Source organism: Candidatus Omnitrophota bacterium (genome assembly GCA_040755155.1).
Lineage (GTDB): Bacteria > Hinthialibacterota > Hinthialibacteria > Hinthialibacterales > Hinthialibacteraceae > JBFMBP01.
In genome coordinates, this window is sequence record JBFMBP010000056.1 from 1 (window position 1) to 25,116 (window position 25,116).

A 25,116-nucleotide genomic window follows, 5' to 3' on the forward strand; every position below is an offset into this window, starting at 1 on the left:
ACGTCGATCCCCGCATCCCATGGCTTTACAACTTCAAACTTGACTTTCGCTTTCGCTAACCGTAGAGTCAAATTTTCTCCCCCTTATAAATCCTTGAAGATTGGGAGAGGTTAGGTGAGGGTTGATATTAGTGAACTTATTATTCCCTCACCCTAACCCTCTCCCAGAGGGCGAGGGAATTGATATGCAACAATCCTAACGCAGATTAGTCTACTGCTGTTTGTCTTTCACATGGATATGGTAAAGATACGCGTCTTCCAGGTTCGGTTCCACGGAATTCGCCGATGAGCCGGGGGGATCGTTCGAAACGATCCGCATCCGTATGCCGTCGGCTGTATGCGTTTGTCCCGCGACGACGTAATGGCTGCGAATGTATCGCCATTCGTCCTGGTTTTCAAAGACGGAATATTCCCATACCTTGCCTCTGGCCGTAGCGACCAAATCGTCCGGCGATCCTTGATAGAGAATCTTGCCTTCGTTGACCAGGGCCATGTGGCGGCAACTGTGGGCGACGTCTTCGACGATATGCGTGGAAAGAATCACGATCCGGTCTTTCGCCAATTGCGCGAGAAGATTGCGGAAGCGGACGCGCTCCAGGGGATCGAGTCCCGCCGTCGGCTCGTCTACAATAAGAACCTTGGGCGGCGAGACGAAAATTTGCGCCAGGCCGATGCGGCGCATCATGCCGCCGGAAAATTGGCCGACGGGCACTTTTTCCCGATCCAGAAGATTGACCATCTCCAAGGCCCGCAAGATCGCTTCCTTGCGTTCTTTTTTTTGCTTCATGCCTTTCAGGAGTGCGAAATATTCCAAGTATTGATAGGCGGTCATGTGGGAATAGACGCCGAAATGCTGCGGAAGATAACCGATCAATTTTTGCGCCTTTTTCGCTTCGCTTTTCATGTCGTAGCCGCAAATGGACAAATAACCCCGCGTCGCCTGGTCGATGCCGGCGATAAGCCGCAAGAGCGTCGTCTTACCCGCGCCGTTAGGACCGAGCAGTCCGAAAAGTCCCGGTTGGACATCTAAGGAAACCATATCCAGCGCTTTGATGCGGGCGCGGGTGGATACGGCGTCGGGCGCCGCCGGTTGGGGGATAAAGCCTTGAACCGGAGAAAGCGACGCCGATCGAAAAACCCGCGTCAACGATTTTCCCCACGATTCCAAGCGGCTGGGCGGATAGATGCGGGTCAAATGGTCGATATCGATCAGGAGCGGTTCTTCGCGAGGCGGCTTGATGCGATAGGCCGTCAGCTCCTGGCGCTTCTCCATGCGGCGCTTGCGGCTCCAAAAGAATAATAGCCAGCGAAAACTCGTCATATATCGGGAGCAGCGGGAAAAGAGGTTGGCGAGGTCTTCGACAATGAAATAAAAGCCGGGGACGATAACCAGAGTCAATATGGTCGAACTCGCCAAACCGCCGATGACGGTGATGGCGAAGGGCACCCATTCCTCGTCGCCGCGCCAGGAGAGCGCCATCGGTAAAAGTCCCAAAATCGTAGTGAGGACGGTCATGAAGATGGGCCGCAGGCGGGTATAGCCAGACATCATGATCGCCCGTTCCCGCGTAAAGTTCTTTTCCCGGCGCAGATGCCCGGCGAAGTGAACGAGCAGAATAGCGCTGTTGGGCAGCATCCCGATTAGAAAGATGCAGCCCAGCCCCGCCAATTCCGTGAAGGGCGTATTCGTCAGTAACAACGCCCAGACGATGCCGATGATCGAGAGGGGGATTGCTCCCATAATCACCAGGGGTTGGCTGAAAGATTCGAAAAGGGCGGCGATGCACATATAAGTGAGCAACATAGCGAGATAGACGATCGTTTTGATCGCTTTGATGCCTTCATCCCACGTGCGCGTTTTGCCGCCCAGGGTGATGCGGTATCCCGCCGGGGTGGGATAGGCGGCGATGACTTCCTTGACGGCTGCCTCAATATCTCCGTAATTGGAAGTCGCGGCGGTTTGAAAGCGGATGCGTCCGATGCGTTCCCGGTCTTCCCTGGCGATATTCGCCATGCCTCGGCGAATATCCAGCCTTCCCAATTCTTCCAGCGTTACGGTGGAATTCAGGGAAGGCGAGAAGATGGGGACTTGCCTCAATTCTTCAAAGGTAATGCCTTCCATATCCGAGTCTTTGTCTTTTACTTTATCCAATTCGGCGGGATTTTCGATCTGGGTGAAGATGATATCGATTTCGTCATCCCCTTTTTTCATCTGGATTTGCGCAAAGTCGCTTCGCCTTTGTGAGACTTGGATGGATTGGGCGACGAGTTGAGGCGTGATTCGTAGAAGGGCCGCCGCGTCGCGGTCCATTCTGAATTGGGCTTCCAGAGGGCCGGGTTCGTTTTCACTGGCGACGTCGCGTACGCCGGGAACTTGGCCAAGGACTTCGGCCAGATTTTCCGAGATAGCGTCGATTTGGTTGTATTCCGGACCGCGAATTTCAATCAATCCTCCGCGTCCGGTATCCACGGGCGGGGCTTCGTTTTCGCCCCGCGCGCGGGTGTAGTTGAACGTTACTTCGGCTTCGGTGAATTGCTCCATATAAGGGCGCAGTTCTTCCTTAATCGTGGCGGATTCGCGCTTTCGCTCCGACATGGGTTTCAAGTGGATGCTAATGCGAGCGGAATCGTCTCGAACCCAACTATGAGTGTTTTTCGCTTCGGTAACTTGCGCCAGTAGCATATCTTCGACTTTGGAAACGACGTTAAGGGTGTAATCCTGCTTGGTTCCGTTCGGCAAATAGACATAGACTTCGAACCATTCGTCGTCTTCCGGCGTTTCCATGACGTCTTTTCCAATGCCGGTCATAGTGTAGTAATAGGTGTAGAGAATAACCAGAACGATGCCGATCAAAAAGCGCACGCGGTGGCGCAGACAGCTCTTGAGAATAATGCCGTAATAGCTCTTCGACGCCAGCATATTCGGCAGGGGGATGCGCCGGATAAAACGCAAAAGAGGTTGGGGCGCGATTCGTTGGAAAAAAGGCTTGCGGCTGGCTAGCGGGAGAGCGATTTTCGATTCGCTTAACGCCGCTCCGGCAATTTTTTTTCTTTTATCCAGCCAATAAAGGATGCGGGAGGTTGCCATCGGCACCAGGGTTAACGCGACGAGCATGGAGATGGCCATGGGATAGACGATAGCCAGCGCTCCTTCCGTAAAAATAAGCCGGATTTCGCCTTCGATAAAGACGATGGGAAGAAATACGAGAACGTTGGTCAACGTCAGGGCGAATACCGCCATGCCAACTTCCCTGCTGCCGATTTTGGCGGAAAAGATAGCTTCTCGCCCGTGTTCATGGTGCCGGAAGATGTTTTCCAGCACGACGATCGAACTGTCGATCAGGCATCCCACGCCGACCGCCAACCCCAGGAGCGAGATGATATTGATCGACATCTCGCTGAAGTACATCGCGTTGAACGTCGCTACGATGGAAATGGGTATAACCAGGCAGACGATGAGCGCCATCCGGACATTGCGAATGAATGCGTAAAGGATAATCATAGAGAGGACGATCCCCATAAGAGCGAGTTTGGAGAGCGTTTTCAAAAAATAGCGAATTTCGTCCGCCGCATCCCAGACAATGTCCAATTGATAGCCGTCCGGAAGTTCTTTTTCGTTGATTTCCTCTATCACCTTGCGGGCGCGGTTCGAAAGATCGATGGGATTGACCAGCGCTTCCTTCGACAATTCGATGCCGAGTGCGGGCTGGCCATCGACTCGCCGCAGCCAACGCCGCGAGCGGAAGACGTCCTTCGCTTCGCCCAAATGGCGAACGGCGATGTTTCCGGTGTTGGTCACGGCGACGTCTTCGATTTCCGACGTATTGCCGAACTGGCCGTCTAGGCGGACGTAGTAGCGGTTATTCTTGTCTTCGATGTCGCCAAGAAAGACGGGTTCGTTGGCGAAGGTCCGGATCCGGTTGATGACTCTCCACATGGGGACGCCGAACTCGCGCAACCGGTCCTGGAAGATCGTTACGTCGACGGAGCGCCGTTTGCCGCCCCATATATCTGCACTGGCCACGCCGTCAATGTCCTGTAATTTTTGTTGCAGGCGGTCCGTGTTGAATCCCTCCAGATAGGGATCGGAACGGGGGCCTTTCAACACAAGGTCCATAAGGCTTTTGTTGGCCCAATCCGTATCGAAGGGAAAGGAGAATATCTCGATAGCCCGTTTTTCAAAATTCTTGCGGCGGAATTGCTCGAGCCGGTCTTGCAGATCGACAATTTTGTATTTGACGTTGGTTCCGAATTCGAATTCGATGAAAAAGAACGCTCCGCGGCTGCCCCAGCTATGGGCGTGAAAACTCTTGACGTTGGGAAGTTGCGCGATTTCCCCTTCGATGGGTTTGATAACTTTCCGCTCCAGTTCCTCTATGCTCATGGTTTGCCGCAGAAAACAGCGCACGGCGCCGTAGGGGGGGGAGATGTTGGGCAGAATTTGCATGGGGAGTTGCACGACGGAAACCAATCCCAGCAGCACGATCGCGGCGAAAAACATGATGGTGGTTATGGGTCTATGGACGGCGATTTCAGCTAATTTCATGGCTTTTTAACGCTTTTATTCTAAGAATATACAAATTAACGAGCCTCTTGCAAAATTCTTTTATTCCTCCCCCAAGCTTGGGGGAGGTTAGGAGGGGGTTGACGTAAGTCCATTAAAATCAACCCCCCTCTAACTCCCACCAAGCTTGGGGGGAGAATTTAAAGATGGATTTTATTAATTTTGCATCAGCCTCTAACGTTCCCGTTTTTATCAAGATGAAATGGCTAGACGATTGGAGGCGGAATTTATCGGCGATGGAAGCCGCCTCTTCGTCCATGCCAATCGGATCGGTCGTTGTTCCTACGCAAATTCGATGTGTCTTCGTCGCCTTCGATGAAGATGCGGCGTTCGGAATGGCCTCGGATGCGTTTTTCCTTATTAAAATACGGCTCTTGGACGATCCAATTTTCGGGATCCACCACGGCGAAGATCGGACGGTTGGGAACCGTGATGGCCAGCGTTTTTTCTTCTCCCGCCGCCAGCATCAAATCGCGGAAGATATAATCCATTTCCGTTTCGATGAAAATGGGAACCGGCGCGCGTCCCGTTCCGTGGTTAACGACGCGCACCGTTACGTCGTAATCCGTTCGCTTCTTGGCTTTATTTTCGATCGCTTTCGCTTCCGCCAGCGTGATTTCGTATGAGGGAAGCGCCGCGCCTTCGATCCAATCCTTCACGAACCAAGAGAGGTCAGAGCCGTAAGTCCCTTCCGCCAATTGGAGAAATTCTTCGATGGGCAGTTCCTTGAATCGGTATTCTTGGAAGATCTGTTTCATAAACTCCCACCACTTATCTTCTTCCAGGATGTGGTGCAACATGCGGAAGAGGCCTTCGCCGCGGATGTCCAGCAATTGCGGATATTGTCCGCTGCGGTAGAGCGTCAGCAAATTGTCGCGCCGGGCGATGGACAAGGGCAGATTGGGGTTGGTTCCCACGTCGAATTGCAGCGCTCGTTTCCGCCACCAGGAATTATTGACAAGCAGTTTTTTCGCATATCCGGCCAAATTCCGTTTTAGCCAAAAAGCCAGATCGCCGGTGGGATGGAGCGAGTGCTCGAAATAGGCGGAGATCAGGTTATTGTAAAATTGGGAGTGAAGTTCGAACAAGACAGTAGGCAGCATCAAAAAATAGGGAATCTCTCTCGGATTGCGATCCAGGCGATCAAGAAGCCAGATTTTCTCGTGAAGATAACTCATCAGGTTCTCGGATACGGTCAACAGGCCCGGCATCATCTCTTTTACGTTTTGCGGCGGCGAAACCTGGCCTCGGCGCTGCCAATCCCAATTCTCTTTCCAATTAATCTCTTGAGCGGAGATTTTTCGATAGGGCGTTTCGATCAATGTATAGCGGCGAAAAGGCAGTGGGCCGAGTTTTTCTTGTACGTAGGCTTCTTGTTCTTTTACTTCTTCCATATAAACGCGCGCCTGGTAATCGTGCGTTGGAAGATGATAGAAGCGGAGGATGCGGCCGGCGTTTTCTTTTTCCACATAGGCGTATCGGCCCCAGTAAATTTGGAGAGCATCGACGGGATAAAAGGTATTCCATTTTTCCGCGCGGACGCCGTCCCGTTCTTCGGCGGAAACTAGCTCGCCCGCAAAGGCGCCGGATTGTCCCGGCAGGATATTCAACGCGATTCGAGCTTGGAACAAATCGTTTTCCGCATCCACCCAGCGTTTGTTCGTTTCCGTCTTGATTTTTCTCCAAAGTTTGGGATGCCAAGACCCTTCCAAGGCGGAATACAAAGGATGAAAGGCAGGAGGAACGCCATGATAACGGAAGAGAATGTTCTTCTCCTCGCCCGGCGCCAGCGCTTTGCCGAACAGGATGCGGATTTTCTCCTGGCGTTGGGTGAAGAGGCAAGATTCCTCATCCAAAAGAATATCGTCCACTACGAAGGAGGGATCCAATTCCATGCCAATCTGTTTCGTCTCTTCCGTAGGGAGAATCCAAACAGAAGCGGTCAAATCCAAGCGGTCGTATTGGGGAGAGGGCGAGATTTCGATCTCGTAACGGATCAGTTTAGCTGTGGCGGGGGGCATCTCTTCGCTGATCGTTTGTTCCGTCGTCTCCCGAACCGTTAATGGATTCGCCAGATTTTCTTGATATTGAAACGCCGCCCACAACGCTCCGGCGGCGCAGAGCAGCAAGCAGCAAGTCAGCGTCAAGCGGTAGCGCCAGCCGAGATGGCGATCGAACTTTAAATCGGTCAACCATCGCATCAACGTAGGCATGGCGAAGAGGCTGTATCGCTTGCGGCGGGAGACCAGCCAACGCTGCGGTTCCTGCCGGCGCAGATAAAGAGGCGCAAGAACCAGAACGGTTATGCTTAGAAGGGCGTGAACGAGAAGCTGGGAAAAATATTGCCCATATGACAATCGGACGCCTAACGCCGGAGAAGCGTTCGCCAATTGCTTCGACACTTCCACGGGATTGACGAAGAGGCCGAAGCGTTGATTCATCCAGGCGCAGCCCCCGATGAAGACGGCCCCTGCGAGCAAAGCGGCGAAATCATGCTTGAAATACGTCCTCAAAGTAATGGCGATAGCCGCCGCCGGGACGAGGAAGGGAAGAACCAACAATCCGTACGCCGCCAGGAACGGCTGCCAAACGACATAGCCGTCTCCATAGAATTTTTGCCATAAACCCAGCGAGAAAAATCCCGCCGCGCTTAAGGGAACGATGACGATCAACACGCCCAGCAGGCGTCCCCACATCAATTCCATAGGACCAAACGGCAGCGGGAAGAGAATCTTGTCCATCCGGTTGCGGCGCAAGCGTCCGCAGGTGTCCAGCGCCAATGCCACGGCGCCCAGGCTGAGGATGGTGAGCATCAACCAGAAACTTGGATGTTGAAAACTATAGCCAGAATGAAGGAAGTAGCTGTTGTCGACGTATGCGATGTAATCGCCGCGAGCGAAAAGTGATATGCCCCCCAACAACGCCAATAGCAGCCAAAATCGCCAGCCGCGGACGCTCATTTTCGCTTCGTAGAATGCGGTTTGAAAGGCTTTGTACATAGCGTCTATTCCCGTGGACGTTTTATCGGAATTGACTTATACCAACCTGCATTTAGATTGGCGCCTATAATTTCCCTCGCCCTCTGGGAGAGGGGTAGGGTGAGGGGTCTTAAGTCTAACCAAATCAACCCTCACCTAACCTCTCCCCATCTTGGGAGAGGAATTTGAAAAGCGACATTCTTAATGCAGATTGATATTATTTCCTAAATCTTTTTTCCCGCCACGAGGTTCTCGATCGCCCATGTCCTGGCGGTTTAGACTTCCGAATCCCGCAAACCGGCTTCCTGTTTGCGGAATTTCAAACTCCAGGAAGCCAGCCAGGTCAAAGCGCGTCCTAAAGCGGCGACGGCGTCTTCGAAGAGGCTGTAAATGACGGGAATGATTAACAGCGTCAGTACCGTGGAGGAAAGCAAGCCTCCAATTACGGCGACGGCCATAGGCGCCCGGATTTCTGCACCTTCTCCGTATCCGAGAGCCAGCGGCACGAGCGCCAATACCGTCGTTAGCGTCGTCATGAGAATCGGCCGCAGCCTTCGGATGCCTGAACGCACGATGGCTTCATGCATTTCGACGCCTTCGTCCCTGCGCAGATGATTGATGTAGTCCACTAAAACGATAGCATTGTTGACCACAATTCCCGCCAACATAATGATGCCGATATAACCCATCAAGTTGAGCGTCTGCCCGGTGAGAATAAAGGCCCAGATCACGCCGATCACCGCCAGCGGCATGGAGAACATGATGACGAAGGGATGGAGCAGCGATTCGAAGAGCGACGCCATGACCATGTATACGAGAATTAAGGCGAGAATGAGCGCGAATCGCAGCCTGCCGAAGGACTCCTCGCGGCGTTCCTCTTCTCCGCCGAAGCGGATAGCGTAATTGGGCGGAAGCTGCATGGAGCCGATAGCGTCTTTCACGGAGGCGATGGCGTCGCTCAACTTATGCCCTTCGGAAACGTCCGCGAACACCCGCGCAATGCGTTCCTGGTCGCGATGTATAATTTCTCGCGGACCGGGTTCGATTTTATAGGAGACCAATTTATCCAATGTTACCGCTTTAGCCGTTCCGACCGGAATCATCGTATCCAACAATTCCGGCAGGTTCATTTTGCCGTCGCCGAGTTGAACCCGGATATCCTTGGTTTGATCGATGTCTTGTATGCTGGTCGCCACCACGCCCCGCAATTGGCTTTTGACTAAGGATACCAGCTGTTGCTGATCCAATCCAACTTCCGTCATAATGACGCGATCCGGAATAAGGTGCACTTCGGGATTCCCTTCAAGAATCGTCGTCCGGACGTTCGTCGCAGCCTCAAGCCGATCCATGCGCCTTTTGACTTCCCTGGCGATGCTGGCCAAATTGTCGAGATCGCGTCCTTTCAATTCCACGATAATGGCTGCCTTGCTGCCGCCGAGCAATGTGGAAAGAGAGGTTTGCGACATTAAGTAATTCACCGTCAGGCCATAGATGGATTGATAGCGCGGCTCCAGGTATTCGATGACTTTGGGCACGCCGATTTTCGATCCTTCTTTCAAAGACACTAGAATCTCCGCCGTGTTGGGGCCTTCGGGATCTTCATCGATGGCGCCGGTGTCTTCCGGCTTGGGGCCGACGCGAGTGAAAACGTGTTCGATATTTTCGCCCAAGTCGTTCATCAGCCACCCTTCCATGTTTTTGGCGGCGATTTCTGTCGTTTCCAGCCTTGTTCCCGGCGGCATCCGCATTTTAATTATGAATTGGGATTCCGCCGCCTGAGGTATGAATTCTTGTTGTATATAACCGGCAACGGGAATGATGGAGAGGCAGAAAAGAAAAACGATCAAGGAAGTCATAAGACGCCGGCGCAACGCCAATCTTAGTAAACTGGCGTACCAACCTTCCGTATCTTTCTGGAATTTCGGCACTTCTTTTAAATAACGGGAACAAAGGGCGGGTATCATCATCAAGGCGACGATCAGCGAAGTCATTAGAGAAAAGACGACCGTCAACGCCTGTTCTTTGAACAATTGCGCCGTAACCCCTCCCATATAGGCGATGGGAACAAAAACCACCACCGTCGTGAGCGTGGAGGACGTGATGGCCGACGCCACTTCTCCCGCTCCTCTCATCGCTGCTTGATTGGAAGAATCTCCCACCTGGCGGCGAAGAAAAATATTCTCGATGACCACGATGGCGTTATCCACCAACATGCCGGCTCCCAACGCCAAACCGCCCAGCGTCATAATATTGAGGGAAAGTCCCATAAAATACATGAGATTGAACGTGGCGATAATGGAAACGGGAATGGAGAGAGAAACGATGATCGTCGTCCGAAGATTGCGCAAGAAAACCAGCAAAATCAGCGCCGCTAATACGACGCCTTGCATGGCGGTGCTTTTCACTTCCGCAATGGAGCGCGTGATGAACAGAGATTGGTCATAAGCGACTTCGATTTTTACGTCTTTGGGGATGATGGAAGGTTCTTCAACGCTTTGTCCAAACGATCCAGGGGTTCCGCTTTGAATGGTCGGAGGTTTGGGAGCGGCTTCCGTTTTTCCTAAGAATTTGCGGACTTCGCTGACAACTTCCACTGTATTGCTGCCCGCTTCTTTATAGACGGCGATGCCCACGCCGTTACGGTTATCCATGCGGACGGCGTTCACCGGTTCTTCGTAACCCCATTTCGCTTCGCCCAAATCCGTCAAGTAGATGGGAACGCCCGCCGAGTAGCCGACGACGGATTGCGAAACTTCCTCAAGTTTTTTGATTTCGCCGATGGCTCGGATCATGTAGCGCTGGTTGCCTTCATCCACCCATCCTCCGGAAGCGCTGACGTTGGCGTCTTGCAGCGCTTGGGCGACGTTATCGATGGTAAGACCGTAAAAATGAAGCAACTCCGGATTCAACATGCACTTGACTTCCGGCATGTCGCCTCCCGTAATCTCCGCCCGGGCCACGCCTTTGATTCGTTCCAAGGCGGGACCGATGGTGCGTTCCGCCAGGTAATGCAATTCTTCGCCGGAACGGGTTCCGGTCAGTCCCAAGGTCAAAACGGGAAGGGCGTTCGGATCGTAGCGTAGAGTAGTGAGGCTTTCGATTTCTTCGATATTGGCGCCCTGAACGTTTTTCTTCACCTCCAACATGGCGAAGTCCATGTCCGTACCCCAATTGAAATCAATGATGATGGCGCCGCCGTCCGCCCGCGATACGCTGGAGACTTTGTCCACGCCCCGGATGGTGGATAGGCGTCCTTCCAGAGGTTCGATGACGATGCGTTCGACTTCTTGCGGCGCCAGTCCCGGCGAATCCGCCATAACGGTGATGCGGGGAGCGCGCAAATCGGGGAATAGATTGGTTGGGAGTCTGCTGAGCGATATCCAACCCAGCATGATAACGCCGATGAAAAGCATGGATATGGTGACGGGAAATCGGACGGCGAAAGCGGCCGCCCCCGCGCCTCGGCGCGAGATCCCGTCTTCCGTTTCCGCCGCGGAAGCGCCAACGTCCATTAAGGAAGACGATTTCTTTTCAGGACGGGAAGGATTTTCTTTTTCCTGAGTGGAATCTTTCGGTTCAGCCATGTTTGAATCTCATTCCTAGGGCTAAATTTCATTTGAAATTGTCCCCTCGCCCTCTGGGAGGGTTAGGGTGAGGGGATTTATTCATCAACGCGAAAAACAAAATCGATGGCAATCAAGCCTCTTACAAAATTCCATTATTCCTCCCCCAAGTTTGGGGGAGGTTAGGAGGGGGTTGTTATAAGCCTAACCAAATCAACCCCCCTCTAACTCCCCCCAAACTTGGGGGGAGAATTGAAAAGCGGATTTAATCATTTTTGCAAGAGCCTCAATCAAGTACTAGAATCGTTGGATAGGCGGCGGCGTTTGACCCATCCATTGTTTATTCCGTTAAAAACGATGGGTTGAAAAACACAACCCATCCTACTTTTTTCGTGCGTAAAACGATTCAAGTAAACCATTCCGCCGTGCGTTTCAGCCGCCGGAATAAATAATCGAGTATGAATCCTACAAGAAAAATCAGCATGATGCGATTGAAATGCAGATTGAACGCCGCGCCCTGCGGAGCTTTTTGTCCGGCATAAACGATCGGATTGTAGTAGAGTTCGATCGGCCCCAACGAGCGCAGCCAAAAGAGATGGACGCCGAGAATCAGCATCGCCACCAGTCCCGTGGCGATAGCGTGGCGGCAAAACGTAGAAATCAAGACGGTGATGGCGCCGACGGCGAAGGACGTCGTCAGGACGCAATACAAAAGCAGCCAACGCCCCTCTTGATAGGCGGAATAGCGTCCGAAGACCAGCATGACGGCCAAAGTCAATAGCGATATCCAAAGGGTCAACGTCGTCAATTGGATGACGATCAATCGGTTGCGGTTCATTGGCTGGCTCCATAAAATCTCCAGCGTCTCTTCTTCTCTTTCTTTGGGCAGAAGATTCATCGCCAAAAGGATCATGATGGCGGTGAAGAAGATATAACAGTAATATAAAAGGTCGCGCTGGTTATCCACCTGGCCTTGCGTAAGCAGTATGCCGAAAAAGAGGAAAGCGCCCGCCAACGCCAAATAGACTTCCGTGCGTAAAAATCGTCTGGAGGTGTAGGTGAAGAGATGGAAACTGTAAGCGGTTTCCCGGACGCACCATACTGAAACCGCCGACGATCCCCGGCCAATGGTCCGCACTAGGCGAGGAAAGCCTATTATCATGCGCCATAAGAAGGTGAAGAATCCCGTAAAAATATTCCAGAGGCGCAGGAGGAGGCTCTTCTTCTCCGGAATGGATTGTTTGAGCGGCTGCAAAGGTTCAAAAGCGTCGTCCCGCATCAGGCGGCATCCTTTTCTTTTTCCAAAAATCGCACATAGGCGTCTTCCAGGTTGGGAATGACATTGCGGGCGTTTTCTCTCGGCGGCGTAGGGGAGACGATTCGGAAGCAAACGCCGCCGATTTCTTCGCGGATGGATACGAGATTGGGATGGCCCGCCAGCCTTTCCGCGTCTTCCATCGTACCGTAGAATTCCCACGTTTCCCCTTTCGCGGCGCGGATGAAAGATGTAGGAGAGCCTTGGAATCGGATGCGCCCATTCAACAGCAAAGCCACCTGAGAACAGGTTTCTTCGATGTCTTTGACGATGTGGGTGGAGAGGATGACGACTTTTTCGCGGCCCAAATCGAACAACAAGTTGCGGAAATTGACTCTCTCTTCGGGATCGAGACCGGCGGTCGGCTCGTCGACGATGAGCGCCTTCGGTTCGCCTAACAAGGCTTGCGCGATTCCGGCCCGCCGCAACATGCCGCCGGAAAACGTTTTTAATCGTTTATTTCTTACTTCGTGAAGGCGGACGAGCGTTAAAACTCTTTCCACTTCTTTTTTCAACTTCCAGCCGCTCATTCCTCTCATGACGCCGAGATATTGCAGAAATTCCTTCGCCGTCAGTTCGGGGTAATAGCCGAAAAACTGCGGCAAATAGCCTAACAACGAACGGATTTTCATAGGATGAGTGCGGCTGTCGCAGCCGCCGATGATCAAACGTCCGCTCGTGGGTTCCATCAGGAGCGTGAGAATTTCCATCAAAGTCGTTTTCCCCGCTCCATTGGGACCAAGCAAGCCGAAAAGGCCTTCCCGAATCTCCAGGTCGATTCCATGAAGGGCCTGGGTTCCGTCAGGGTAGATTTTCGTCAAGCCGGCGCACAGGATTTCCATAATAGTACCTAAACAATATGCTTAAATGTAAGAGCCTTTTGCAAAATTCTTTTATTCCTCCCCCAAGCTTGGGGGAGGTTAGGAGGGGGTTGACGTAAGTCCATTAAAATCAACCCCCCTCTAACTCCCCCCAAGCTTGGGGGGAGAATTTAAGGACGGATTTCATTTATTTTGCAAGAGCCTCGTCAGTTTTTCAATTTACTGGGCAAGGCGCGTTAAAATTGACGCAAAAAGGATAAGCGCCGTAGAGCTGTTCAATTCGTTGGATTCAATGGTTTGACGGTTTCGTCGAAGTTTTCTTCGCGAATGGTAATGCTGATATCGACGCCGTCGGTCAGGGTTTCGTAGCCGAGAACCACTAATTGATCTCCCTCTTTCAAGCCGTTGATGATTTCAACGAATTCGCGGTTTTCGATTCCCGTTGTCACTTCCCTTTCTTCCGCGATATAGGAAATCGGCTCTGGCGCGGGAGTTGGCGCAAGAAATTCTTTGAATTCGGCGAATTCCTCCTCTTCCGGCGTCAGATTCGCTTCATCCGAAGTCTTTTTTATCTCTTCGGCGGCCTGCGCGACTTTTTCGAATCCTTCTTTTTTAGCGATGGCCTTGTCTTCGCTTTTGGATGGCGTAGGCGATTCCTTTTGGACGCCGTCCTTTTGTTCTTCCTTCGGTTTTTCCTTCACGGCGAAAACGACGCTGCGGTTGTTGCGCAGCAGCACTAATTCGCGGGGGATGCTGATGGCGTCGATCTTCTCGTCCGTAATGATGCGGGCTTTAGCGAACATGCCCGGACGCAATTCGTGCTTGGGATTTTCCACCAGCACGTTGACCGTATAGGTGCGAGTGCTGGCGTTCAGACCGGTGGAGATTTCCTTGACCGTTCCCGTATAGGTTGCGCCGACGCGGGAATAGATTTCCAGTTCGACGACCATTCCTTCTTTAATATCAAGCAGATCTTTGGCGGGAACGTCGAGAGCCACGTATACCCGGTCCAGATCGGCTAGGCGGCATAAAACCGTACCCGTACCCACTTGCAGGCCGTTCAACAGGGTGAGATCGGTTTCGTTTCCTTCGCGCTGGGAACTAGCGAGACTTTGTTTGGCGGGCAGCAATATGCCGTCGAAAGGAAAGATGATATCCACTTTCTCTTGTTCTTGTTTTAACTTATCCAGCGCCATTTGCCTGGCGAAGACGTCTTTTTGCGCTTGTTCGTAGCGGTTATCCTGCTGAATGCAGGTCAGAACGGCTTGGTCGTATTCGGATTTGGAGATAGCGCCGCGGTCCAGCATGGCTTTGCGGAATTCCACGTCTTTCGATGCTTTATCGAGTTGAGCCTTGGCGGGCATAACGGCGGATTTGGAGAGTTCCAGGTTCAAATCCGCTTCGTTGATGCGGATATTGAGCTCGCGGTCGTCCATGGAGGCGAATTTCTCGTTCTTTTTCACTTCGTCGCCTTCCAGCCAGCGCTTGGTGTAATAGATGCGGGCCATCATTTCCGGCTTGAGTTCGATCTCTTTCATCGGAACGACCGTGCCCACCGCTTGCAGATAGGCGTACATTCTTCCCCGCTTCAGTTGGGCAACAGTAACGGGAATCTTGAATTTAGGCTTTTCGGGCTTGCCCCACTTGGGATCGCCTGGTTTCCCGGCGTTTTGCGCTCCCTGCGGACCGACGCCGCTTTTCCAACAGGCAGATAACATGGCTGCGAGGAGAAGGAATACAAGGAGAGATCGAAGAGATTTCATTGGCTTACACCATCGATTCGTTATTTCTTGATATCGCAAGATTGGTTTTCGCAATTGAGTCGCCTTTTATTATTTTTTTTAAGGTTTGCCTGCGTTTTTGAATCACGAAAACGCGAAATAACTCGAATTCCACGAAATATTCGAATCGCGGATATCGCGGATTCTTTTGGATTTCACGGAAAAATCTTTCGCGCAGCGCAAATCCTTGCGCCAACCGTATTTTTTCTATTTTTTCGTGTTTTTCTATTCATTTCGCGTTTTCGTGATTCAAACGACGATTGCCTGAGATTTCTTGAATTACTCATTGCGCGCAACATGAGTTAAAAATATTGATCGGCCTATTATCAAAAGAGGCGAATCTTTCGCCGCCCTTCAAAACGAACGGCGGAAAAGAACTTCGCCCTTTGCATCCGTAATACTAAACTCCGGCGAGGCGGTTTGAATCGACATCGAGGCTTTCAAATTTCCCTGGTTGTCGAAAAAGTTAAAAACGGGCTTATCGTCATACTCCGTACCCGCGTTGTTTTGAACCGTCATGCCAACGCTGAGTTGACCTTCGATTCCGTAAAAATACACTCCCGGTTTTTCGTCCGCCGCGCTTAACCGCAATTTTAACTTGCCTAATGAGTCGGATAAATAGAGTTCCGGGTTCCCTTGATTGACAAACAAATCCATTCTCCCCCGTCCCTTGCGGTCGGATAATTTTATACATGGCCCGCCATCGGCGATGAATAAATCGATAGCGGCGCCGCTGGAAGCGCTGCGCACAAGCAGCCTGTTGACTGTGTTGGTTGCGCGCGGAACGGTCGTTCTCGCCAGGAAAAGTGCGCAAAGGCAACCCAGAAAGAGAACCCAGCGTCTTAATCTCCGGTGGCGCTTTTCCAATACTTCTATACGCTTGAGCCAGCCGTTTGTGTCGGAAAAATCACGCGCCGCCTCCAACCGGCCAGTTTCCCAATCGTCCATAACATGTTCCCCGGCGCTTCAATTTTTCCTATTATGTATACGAAGCCCAAGCGGAAATAGTTTAAAATAAAGCGCCAAATCGACATTAATTTAGGATTTTTATCGTTATCGTTGAAGAAAAAGATGCGCCGCAAAAAGAGCAATTATTCGATCTCCTTTATTCTACGGCTACGGATTGCGTCGAAAAAGGTATCGCTAAATTGTTGAGACGCCTAGAGGGATATGGCTTCTATTCGAAGAATTAGAGGATTCCGAGCATTCAATTACTCGCGTTCCGCGCAATGGGAAATTAAGGGAATCTCTTACTCTCGTCGTTTGAATCACGAAAACACGAAAGGAAAAAGAAAAACACGAAAAAAGAAAACATCGTTTACGCAAAGAATCGCGCCGTCCGAAAGAATTTTCCGTGAAACCCAAAAGAATCCGCGATATCCGTGATTCGAAAATTTCGTGGAATTCGTGTTCTTTCGCGTTTTTGTGATTCAAAAACGATACATATGTGAATTCCAATCGCCGCTTTTGGACACGCCGAATTCAGCCGTAGAATGGGACCGCAATCCCTCGACAGCGCCGATTTAATCCGGGATGACCGGGATAACCGATGTATGCTTACACTATCGACGCCAGCGTCGCCATTAAGAATCTTATTTTATGAGCGTCCATACCCCGCGACGCGAGCGAAAAAATTCCCGCAAAGCCGCAATGCCGTTTTTTGGACTTGCTCCGCCTTGGCTAAATCCGGATTTTCCAGCAAATTGCGAACGATTTTTATTTCTTCCGCATTGTTCATAAGGTGTAGATATTCCCGTCCCCAATTCGCGATATCTTCAATTCCAACTTCGAGATGAAACTGCAAGCCGAATGCTTTATCTCCGACCTGGAAGGCTTGATGGCGGCACAAGGCCGATTTCGCCAAATGGGGAGAACCGGCGGGAATGTCGAACGTATCGCCATGCCACTGAAAAACCGCCAACGTCGAAGGCAAGCCGTCGAATAATTCGCATTTTTTCCCCTCTTGCGTCAGTTCCACTTCCATCCAACCGATTTCCGAATATTCGTTTTTGCACACGGACGCCCCGGCGGCGGCGGCCAGCAATTGGCTGCCGAGACATAATCCCAGAAAAGGAATTTTTTGGTCCAGGCATTGCCGGATGAATTGCTTTTCTTGTCTTAAATAGGAAAAGCGTTCCTCCTCATCCACGTTCATCGGACCGCCTAGAACTACAACGGCGCCCCAATGATTAGGATTTTCCGGGAGAGGATCGCCTGTAGATAAATCGAGTATTTGATTAGGAATATTTTTTGATTCTAGGTAGGAGATAATCGTTCCTGGCCCTTCGATGGCGATATTTTTGAGAAATAGGACTGGCTTCATGAATTCATGGACTCCTTGGCAGGATTTTCTTCGCTTTAAGTCTTTCTTTTGTAACTTTTTAGCTATGGGTAAGGCAGGCTCGCTTTGCTCCACTTGTCCTGCTAGATTTTTCCTATACAAATCATGAAATTGTATGGATTTATTTATCCAGAAATGACGCTGCTAGAGAATCCAGCCAGAGAACGGCGTTCGGATGCTGGCGTAGAATTGATGCGGGACAGGAGCGGCTTATCGGTCCTTGCAGCGCGTTTTTCACCGCTTCCGCCTTGCGTTGGTCAGGGACGAAGCAACTGATTTTAAGGCTGCGCATGATAGCGGGAATCGTCTGCGTGAGACCCATCTTTGGTACATCGTCCAATGAGGCGAACCATCCTTCCCCGAATTGTTGGCGGCGGCAAGGTTCGTCCATTGATACAGCTTTGACAATGGCGGCGTCGGAGAAATCGGCGGCGTGGGGATCGTTGAACGCTAAGTGCCCGTTTTCGCCGATGCCGATGCAGGCCAAATCGATATCATCTTCCATTAATAGCGCCGAGTAGCGTTCGCATTCGTCCGTTAAACTGGGCGCATTGCCGTTCAAAAAATGAACTTTGCCCGGTTTCGTTTTATCGAGCAGCCTCTCACGCAAATATCGTTTAAAACTGGCGGGGTGATCTTCGGGCAGGCCGACATAATCGTCCAGATGAAAGACCTCCACCTGATTCCATGGAATATCTTGCTGCGTCAACGCATCTAGAAAAGCGAATTGCGACGCGCCGGTGGCAAAGGTGACTCGCGCTTTTCCTTTGACGCGGATAGCTTCCACGATAGCGTCGGCGGCGTAGACGGCGGCCGCCTGGCCCATAGCTGTTTTCTCTTCGAACAGCCTTATGTTTAGATCGCCGCAACGAAAGGATTCGCGAATTTCCGCCATGTTATCTACCCATGCGCCGAAGCGCTTTTAATATATTGTTGGAATTATTATCTCAAGCTCCTTCGATGCCAAGCCGCAGAGAATCCATCTGGGATTGGGCCAATTCCCGCATGGCGGGAGGAACGAGCGATATCGCATACTCAAATTGCTGGCGAATGAACGCCGAGTTTGCCGCCGCCGATTCTTCCAGCGCCATTAGCGCGACGCGCATCGGTTCCGCCGCTTTGGCGCCGAAAAACCATTGGCCATACTGTTCGAAGATATCTTCCAAAGAGAGGGAAGGCGACCAGGAGAAGCGGGACCAGGCGAAACCAGCGAGGCCGCCGCGATCGCCGCTAGATGCGCCGAGAGCGCCGTAGGTCAATGGGGCGGATTCAAAATACTGTTTACCCAGCGCGGCGATGGAAACGGGCGCTTCGCCGCTCAGCGGGAACAGCGAGACCAACTGCATGGTCAGCGGCGCTTCCTGGCGGATCAAGGCGCCGTTGCGGCTGGGATTATACGCTATAGCTTTTACTATGGATTGGGGCGCAGCGCCGATCCAATTAAAAAGAAGGCGCAAGTCCTCCTCCGAAAGATTGTTGATTTCCAACCATATATCGCTCTTCTGCCCTGTCTCGTCCAAAAGGGATCGCAAGGCGCCGACGTTGTCAAGCAGATGTTGCGGCGAAGGCGAATGCGAAAGCATGACGATATCCACCGGCGGCGATTTTCGCCAAAATTCCCGGCGCGATTTCGCTTCTTGCTCGAAATAACCGGATTCCATCGAGATGGATAATAAATTCTTTAATCCCCAGTCATGGGCGCATTGCGCTAGATCGAAAAACGATTCCCAATCGCAAGCGGACGGAAGCGGGAAACCGCAAACGTTGCCTCCGCCTAACAGCAAGTCGCTCATAAAGCGGCGCCCATCGCGTTGTTTATCGACTTCCGTAAAGTAAATTCCTCGAATGGGCGTCAGCGGCTGCATGTCCAAGGGTTCGGCTTTGAATTCGAGCCGGTCACCGTGAAATCGAAACAGCCTCAGCAGCGCGCCTGCGCCGAAGGCAAAAGACGATTCGGCGCCGCATAATACCAACGCCGTCCAACGCTCCTCGTCTTGAACGAATCGAAGATTGACATGTTCGGCGTGATCGGGATAAGGACGGATTTTCGGCGGCGGCTCAATGAAGGCGAAACGCGGCGGAATCGTTCCCAAGGTCGTGAATCCGATATCCAGCGCCGCTCCGGATTGGGCTTCCATATTGGAAATCAACGCCTTCTCAATCCGGAGAGGAAGGCGGCGCAGAAGCTCTTCCGCGAATAGATCGGCGGCGGCGCAGCGGAAAGAAGACGAATCATCCGGCAGAAAAAGCCGAACCGTCGATCCCGCGGGAATAGTTGCTTTGACGCTTTGTTCGTTAGCCATAAAGGAAATCCGTTCCTCCAATTTGATTGATCTGTAAGTGTGTATGATATGATTGTTTCACGGCAGAAGTGGATTTCGAATTATGGAAGAGAAATTTGCGATGAATAAGGGTGAGATAATAGTTGCATAGAATTCTTATACGATTTTTCCGAGTCGAAAGATTGGAAGAGGTATAAGCTCATTGATGCGGCCTTTTCCCCCGGCGATAAGGAATTGTAAATGGTAGACTCCGCCCACCCGCTCTTCTTATTCGACTCCCGTCTTCCGGCGCGGATTGTGGGTTGGGAATTGTACGAATAGGAATGATTGGCGGGCGGCGCTTCGCTTTTTTCCAACCTTCCAGCTCTTCTTTTATACTCTTTTGGAGCGCGCGATCAATTCCGATTTTTTGATCATCTCCATCGTTTCGTCGAGCGAGTCGGTTGTTTGGATCAATTCCAGGTCTTCCGGCGAAATATTTCCATCTTCCAGGAGGCGGTTCTTCAGCCACGCCAATAGGCCGTCCCAATAGGCGGTATCGAACAGGATCACGGGAAACCGCCGCACCCGGTGCGTCTGGATCAGCGTCAGCGATTCGAACAACTCGTCCAGCGTTCCGAAGCCGCCGGGGAAAATGACGAAGGCGATGGAATATTTAACGAGCATCACCTTACGGACAAAGAAATAGCGGAAACTCAAGCCGGTGGTAATATAGGGATTCGGCTCCTGTTCCAACGGCAGTTCGATATTCAGCCCTACGGAGCATCCGTCCGCTTCGTAGGCGCCCCGGTTCGCCGCTTCCATAATCCCCGGCCCGCCGCCGGTTACCGTCGCGAAACCTTCCCGCGAGATGCGCCTTCCCAATTCCCGCGCTTTGGCGTAGAGGGGATGATCTTCCGGCGTGCGCGCCGATCCGAAGACCGTTACCGCGTCCGGCAGCGGTCCCAGCGTCTCGAACGATTCCGCGAATTCCGCCATGATGCGGAACACGCGCCAGATATCGTCGATCCCCATGAAGTCGATAAGGTACTGCCTGCCTGCCAGATTGTTGCCGCCTTCCCCGTTTTTAGTAGGCTTGTTTTTATGGACGATTTTATTCATTCCACAGGAATCCTTTTTTTCTGGGAGAATATTTACTAGTATTCTATCGTTCCTGCGCTTCATTGTAAGCGTTATGGAGAAAGCGGAGCGGTCTGCGCCGTCCGCCCGAAAACCAACGGAGGGGAAATGCGATCATGGATCCTTTCGCAATAAGCGGCAAAACGATTGGGGAAGATCAGCCTTGTTTTATCGTCGCCGAAGGCGGCTTGAATCATAACGGCGATCCCGACCTGGCGGTTCGCTTGATCGAAGTCGCCTCCGCCGTAGGGGCCGACGCCATAAAATTTCAGACCTACACCCCGCATGAGCTCTTTCCCCCCGATCACCCCGAATTCGCCAAATTCCAAAAAACCGTCTTCGATAAAAAAACCTATCTGCGTCTTCAGGATACGGCGAAATCCAAGAAAATCATTCTCCTTTCCACGCCGTTCGACGAAGCCAGCGCCGACCTGCTTGATGAAATCGGCGTCCCCGCCTTCAAAATCGGTTCGGGCGAGGTAACTCATTTGAATCTCTTACGCCATATCGCCGCCAAAGGAAAACCCATTATCCTATCCACTGGCATGTCCACCCTGAATGAACTGGACGCCGCCATCGCGGCTCTATGCGAAACCGGCGAGGCGCCGCTTTGCCTGCTGCATTGCGTTTCCAGTTATCCCTGCCCTTTAGAAAAAGCGAACGTGCGCGCCATCGAAACCCTTCGGGAACGCTATGGCCGGCTTGTGGGCTATTCCGACCATACCACCTCCGATCTAGCCGCACTCGCCGCCATCTCTCTGAAAGCGTGCATTATCGAAAAGCATTTCACTCTTTCCCATCATCTGCCCGGCTGGGATCATTTCTTCTCCTACGATCCCCATCAATTCGAACATTTCATCCACTCGATCCGGCAATTGGAATCCGCGCTCGGAGGGAAGGAAAAGAAAGTCTTCGATCATGAAGAGCCGATCCGCGCCATTGCCCGCCGCGCCATTTACGCCCGCGTCCCTCTCAAGGCGGGACAAGCGATTTCGCGGGAATCCGTCATCGTCCGCCGTCCGGAAGGGCCGCTTTCCGCCGATGCGTTGGATTGGATTCTCGGCAAAACGCTGCTGCATGACGTCGCCGAAGGCGCCCCGCTGCGCCGGGAAGATCTTCGCAGCGATTGATTGTCAAGGGCGATTGCAGAAAGTTTTATGCAGAAACCGGCGCCGATGTTGACCTGGCGCCTTTTTTCGTGCTAGTTTTGAGCCATTCGAGAAGGAGCGTTTCGCCGCAGTTTTTTCGATTCAAAAGGAGGTCAGGACGTTGGCGCGAGGAAAAGTGAAATGGTTCAGCAACAAGAAGGGTTACGGATTCATAGAGTGCGAGGAGGGAAAGGACGTCTTCGTTCATTATCAGGACATCCAGGGAGACGGCTTCAAAACCCTTCGGGAAGAAGAAGAAGTGGAATTCGAAATGATTGAAGGAGAGAAAGGGCTTAAAGCTCTAAACGTGATGAGAGTATAAATACGCTGGACTAGCGATCGTTTTATTCTCTTTCATATCGATTTCATCAAGGCCGGGCGCGAGTTGTTCGGCCTTTTTGCATGGATACATGAGCGCGTTGCGTTGAACGTATTCAAATAGTATCGCTCAAGGGCAGAAACAACCTTGCCCCTGCCACCCGGCAGTTAGGTTTTGATTTGAATTTCATCGGATAGGCAACGTTTTAGCTTAAAGAAGATTATTGGAGATGTATTGGAGATTTGAATCCCCTATTCCGCCTTTTCATGGCTTGTTTTACTACTTTCACCGTTTCCAGGGGCGTTGCCCCTGGCTATTCTATTTCGCCCCTTTGGGGCTTAAAAAAAACAGATTCATCTTCAATCGGCTAAAATGTTACTCGGAAAGAATGCGTTTTTCTCTTGCCTCTCATAGCAATCGGTATTCTATCCCATTATAATTGAAACTGTTATGATAGGTTTACCAAACGGAAAAAAGAATGGGAAGAGCCATGGCTGGAAGAATCGAGATGGAATGCTTTGATTGCCGAAAGTTAAAAAATATCAAGTGGGATTGAGGCAATAGAACATGAATAACGAGTTGCGATGGAAACTGCGATTTCGTAATTTTGAAAAAGCCTTCGAAGCTTTTCAGAGAAGAGTTGTCGAGTATGAAAAGGAACCGGACAGCGAATCTCATCAAATGGCTTTGGTTCAAGGATATGAAATCATCATTGAACTGGCTTGGAAAGTGATGAAAGACTATTTATATAATGAAGGATTTGATGTCAACACCGGAAAACAGGCCATCCGGCAGGCGTTTCAGATTGAATTAATTCGTGACGGGGAGGTCTGGCTTCAGGCTCTCGATAACAGAAATCTAACCAGCCATACCTACGATGATGAAATATTGGAAAGCATTCTTGCGTTCATATCTGTGCAGTTTTATCCTTTGGTCAGAGAATTCTACTTCGATTTGAAAAAAGAACGATGAAATATGGTTTGTCGAACGAACAGTTAGAAACGATTCGATCCTTTCTGGCCAAGGAATCCGCCATCGAGGAAGCCGTACTCTTCGGTTCGCGGGCAACTGGGATCTTCAAGGAAGCCTCCGATATCGATATCGCCATCAAGGGAGAGTCGTTTGACATTTTTATGGCGGCCTCTCTGAAAAGCAAACTGGAAGAAGAAACTCATATTCCTTACTTTTTCGATATTGTTGCCTATCAAAGCATCAAATCGGAAGATTTAAAACAACACATTCGAGATAATGGCATTGTTATTTGCCGCAAAGAAAGGAGTGAGCCTGTAGGAAGAACTGGCATCGGTGGAACCGATTAGGCCGTTGGCGCAAACCAGCCGCCGAATATATAATAATAAATGTTTCCGGCATAGTAAGCCAATTAAAAAAAGCGAGGATTTTGGAGAAATATCTTATCCAATTACATCGTTGGGCCGCAGGTAGATTATCGGAAGAAGGATGTGAGATTATGAAACTTAAAATTGTTTTAGAACCTAGCGATGAGGGAGGGTATACGGTTTACGTTCCTTCTTTGCCTGGATGCATCAGCGAAGGAGAAACGGAAGAAGAAGCGCTGCGCAATATTCGCGAAGCGATCGAACTTTATCTTGAACCGGTCGATGACGACTGGATCGGAGAAAGAGAAAGTATGGTGCGCGAGTTAGTAGTATGACGAAGATTCCAAGCCTATCCTTTATCCAGATCATTCGAATTTTGCAAAAAGCAGGTTGGATTGTCGTTCGCCAAAAGGGCAGTCATATACGATTGCAAAAACGATTCGATTCAGAAACGATTAAAATTACAGTTCCTGCCCATAATCCGGTTAAGCGTTCGACGCTTTCTCAAATTTTGAAGCAAGCTCGGCTTGATCTCGATTTTTTTCTTCAATTGCAATAGGCTTTTCGCGCATCCTATTATTTGGAAGGGACAATACCATCCCCTACATTTCCTCGATGGCCTGCATCAGCGCTTCAGCCGCTTCTTCGATTTCGACGACGCGCACTTTCTCGCCATTCTTGAAGAGCATTCCCTTTTGATCGCCGAAAGCGATGCCCACATCCGCCGCCTTGGCTTCGCCGGGGCCGTTTACTTCGCAACCCATAATGGCTACGTCCAGCGGCTTGTTAATGCGCCCCAGCCGGTCTTCCAACGATCGCACCATAGCCGGGAAATTGGTGCGGCAGCGGGCGCAGGTGGGACAAGAGACGATGCGCACTCCTTTGGATCGCAGTTCCAGAGAACGCAACAGGTCCGCCAACGCGGGGGGCATCCAATCCGTTGCGCCGCCGTCGTCGGCGATGGCGATAAGTTCGCGGCCTTTCCATCTGTAGAACAGAGGAGCGAGAAAGATCACTAAGCGGGGAAAATCTCCGGCGAATCCGCGCAAATCCAGAACGATCCTCTCGGCGATTATGTCGTCCGTTTTGTCTAAAAGGGGGAGAATATCCTTCATGGAAGAAAGGCGCAGTTCGCTCGCCATTGGCGAATTTTCATATGAGGGCGATTCATAGCCGTCGCAGATCGTTGGCGAAAGGGATTGTTCCAATCGAGAAACGGAATCCTTACTGGCGGCGATTTTAAAGTCTATAGAATAAGTTGACATAATACCAACCTGCATTGAGATTGTTGGTTTTAAATTCCTCTCCCAAGATTGGGAGAGGTTAGGTGAGGGTTGATATTAGTGAACTTATAATCCCCTCACCCTAACCCTCTCCCAGAGGGCGAGGGAATTTTAAGACACATTCTTAATAAGACTTGGTATAAGTTGCCTCATTAAAAAAAATATCGCCCGGATTATTGCGCAGCGCCCGCCTGATGAATGGATTCCGTTCGGCGCTTACGGGAAAAGGCTAGTAAATTTCGTATACGGTTAAATGCGGCGCAAAG

Annotated in this window: 18 protein-coding genes; 6 read left to right on the forward strand and 12 right to left on the reverse strand. The window is 51.2% G+C overall.

Features of this window, described 5'->3' with window-relative positions:
• Positions 1–210: 210 nt before the first annotated feature.
• The 11 genes from AB1656_07190 to AB1656_07240 all read right to left on the reverse strand — a co-directional run bounded on the left by AB1656_07190 (position 211) and on the right by AB1656_07240 (position 20,745).
• Positions 211–4,545, reverse strand: coding sequence for an efflux RND transporter permease subunit (locus tag AB1656_07190; protein ID MEW6235155.1), 4,335 nt, complete (start codon positions 4,543–4,545; stop codon positions 211–213).
• A gap of 245 nt (positions 4,546–4,790) precedes the next feature.
• Positions 4,791–7,562, reverse strand: a complete 2,772-nt coding sequence (locus tag AB1656_07195) for a hypothetical protein (GenBank protein MEW6235156.1) — start codon at positions 7,560–7,562, stop codon at positions 4,791–4,793.
• Between the two features lie 254 nt (positions 7,563–7,816).
• Positions 7,817–11,125 carry an efflux RND transporter permease subunit gene (locus AB1656_07200; protein ID MEW6235157.1) on the reverse strand — a complete coding sequence of 1,103 codons (3,309 nt, stop codon included), beginning with the start codon at positions 11,123–11,125 and terminating at the stop codon, positions 7,817–7,819.
• Positions 11,126–11,510: 385 nt separating this feature from the next.
• Positions 11,511–12,383, reverse strand: coding sequence for an ABC transporter permease subunit (locus AB1656_07205; protein MEW6235158.1), 873 nt, complete (start codon positions 12,381–12,383; stop codon positions 11,511–11,513).
• A complete protein-coding gene (locus tag AB1656_07210) occupies positions 12,383–13,261 on the reverse strand; it encodes an ABC transporter ATP-binding protein (GenBank protein ID MEW6235159.1) in 879 nt (292 codons plus the stop codon). Before AB1656_07210 ends, AB1656_07205 begins: the two co-directional genes overlap by 1 nt.
• Before the next feature lie 254 nt (positions 13,262–13,515).
• A complete protein-coding gene (locus tag AB1656_07215; protein ID MEW6235160.1) occupies positions 13,516–15,003 on the reverse strand; it encodes an efflux RND transporter periplasmic adaptor subunit in 1,488 nt (495 codons plus the stop codon).
• A gap of 372 nt (positions 15,004–15,375) precedes the next feature.
• On the reverse strand, positions 15,376–15,969 hold the full coding sequence (locus AB1656_07220; protein MEW6235161.1) for a hypothetical protein: 594 nt from the start codon (positions 15,967–15,969) through the stop codon (positions 15,376–15,378).
• Between the two features lie 649 nt (positions 15,970–16,618).
• Complete coding sequence (locus AB1656_07225; GenBank protein ID MEW6235162.1) at positions 16,619–17,344, reverse strand: type 1 glutamine amidotransferase; 726 nt, start codon at positions 17,342–17,344, stop codon at positions 16,619–16,621.
• A gap of 139 nt (positions 17,345–17,483) precedes the next feature.
• Positions 17,484–18,257: a glucosamine-6-phosphate deaminase gene (locus AB1656_07230; GenBank protein MEW6235163.1), complete on the reverse strand. Its 774-nt coding sequence runs from the start codon at positions 18,255–18,257 to the stop codon at positions 17,484–17,486.
• A gap of 52 nt (positions 18,258–18,309) precedes the next feature.
• Entirely contained in the window at positions 18,310–19,665 is a 1,356-nt protein-coding gene (locus AB1656_07235) for a hypothetical protein (protein ID MEW6235164.1), read from the reverse strand.
• 351 nt (positions 19,666–20,016) lie between these two features.
• Positions 20,017–20,745, reverse strand: coding sequence for a TIGR00730 family Rossman fold protein (locus AB1656_07240; GenBank protein ID MEW6235165.1), 729 nt, complete (start codon positions 20,743–20,745; stop codon positions 20,017–20,019).
• A 134-nt stretch (positions 20,746–20,879) separates the two neighbouring features.
• Here AB1656_07240 and AB1656_07245 point away from each other — a divergent pair, with 134 nt between their 5' ends.
• The 6 genes from AB1656_07245 (at position 20,880) to AB1656_07270 (ending at position 24,126) form a co-directional block, all read left to right on the forward strand.
• Positions 20,880–21,893 (forward strand): N-acetylneuraminate synthase family protein, encoded by a 1,014-nt coding sequence (locus AB1656_07245; GenBank protein MEW6235166.1) that lies wholly within the window; start codon positions 20,880–20,882, stop codon positions 21,891–21,893.
• 139 nt (positions 21,894–22,032) lie between these two features.
• Positions 22,033–22,233 (forward strand): cold shock domain-containing protein, encoded by a 201-nt coding sequence (locus AB1656_07250; GenBank protein ID MEW6235167.1) that lies wholly within the window; start codon positions 22,033–22,035, stop codon positions 22,231–22,233.
• A 564-nt stretch (positions 22,234–22,797) separates the two neighbouring features.
• Positions 22,798–23,202: an HI0074 family nucleotidyltransferase substrate-binding subunit gene (locus AB1656_07255; protein ID MEW6235168.1), complete on the forward strand. Its 405-nt coding sequence runs from the start codon at positions 22,798–22,800 to the stop codon at positions 23,200–23,202.
• The gene (locus AB1656_07260; protein ID MEW6235169.1) at positions 23,199–23,549 is read left to right on the forward strand and encodes a nucleotidyltransferase domain-containing protein; all 351 of its coding nucleotides are present in this window, start codon (positions 23,199–23,201) and stop codon (positions 23,547–23,549) included. The genes AB1656_07255 and AB1656_07260 overlap by 4 nt, the downstream gene beginning before the upstream one ends.
• Positions 23,550–23,698: 149 nt before the next feature.
• Positions 23,699–23,902, forward strand: coding sequence for a type II toxin-antitoxin system HicB family antitoxin (locus tag AB1656_07265; GenBank protein ID MEW6235170.1), 204 nt, complete (start codon positions 23,699–23,701; stop codon positions 23,900–23,902).
• The gene (locus AB1656_07270; protein MEW6235171.1) at positions 23,899–24,126 is read left to right on the forward strand and encodes a type II toxin-antitoxin system HicA family toxin; all 228 of its coding nucleotides are present in this window, start codon (positions 23,899–23,901) and stop codon (positions 24,124–24,126) included. Before AB1656_07265 ends, AB1656_07270 begins: the two co-directional genes overlap by 4 nt.
• Positions 24,127–24,169: 43 nt before the next feature.
• Here the strand turns inward: AB1656_07270 and AB1656_07275 are convergent, their stop codons facing one another.
• Positions 24,170–24,832 carry a flavodoxin-dependent (E)-4-hydroxy-3-methylbut-2-enyl-diphosphate synthase gene (locus AB1656_07275; GenBank protein ID MEW6235172.1) on the reverse strand — a complete coding sequence of 221 codons (663 nt, stop codon included), beginning with the start codon at positions 24,830–24,832 and terminating at the stop codon, positions 24,170–24,172.
• Positions 24,833–25,116: the final 284 nt, after the last annotated feature.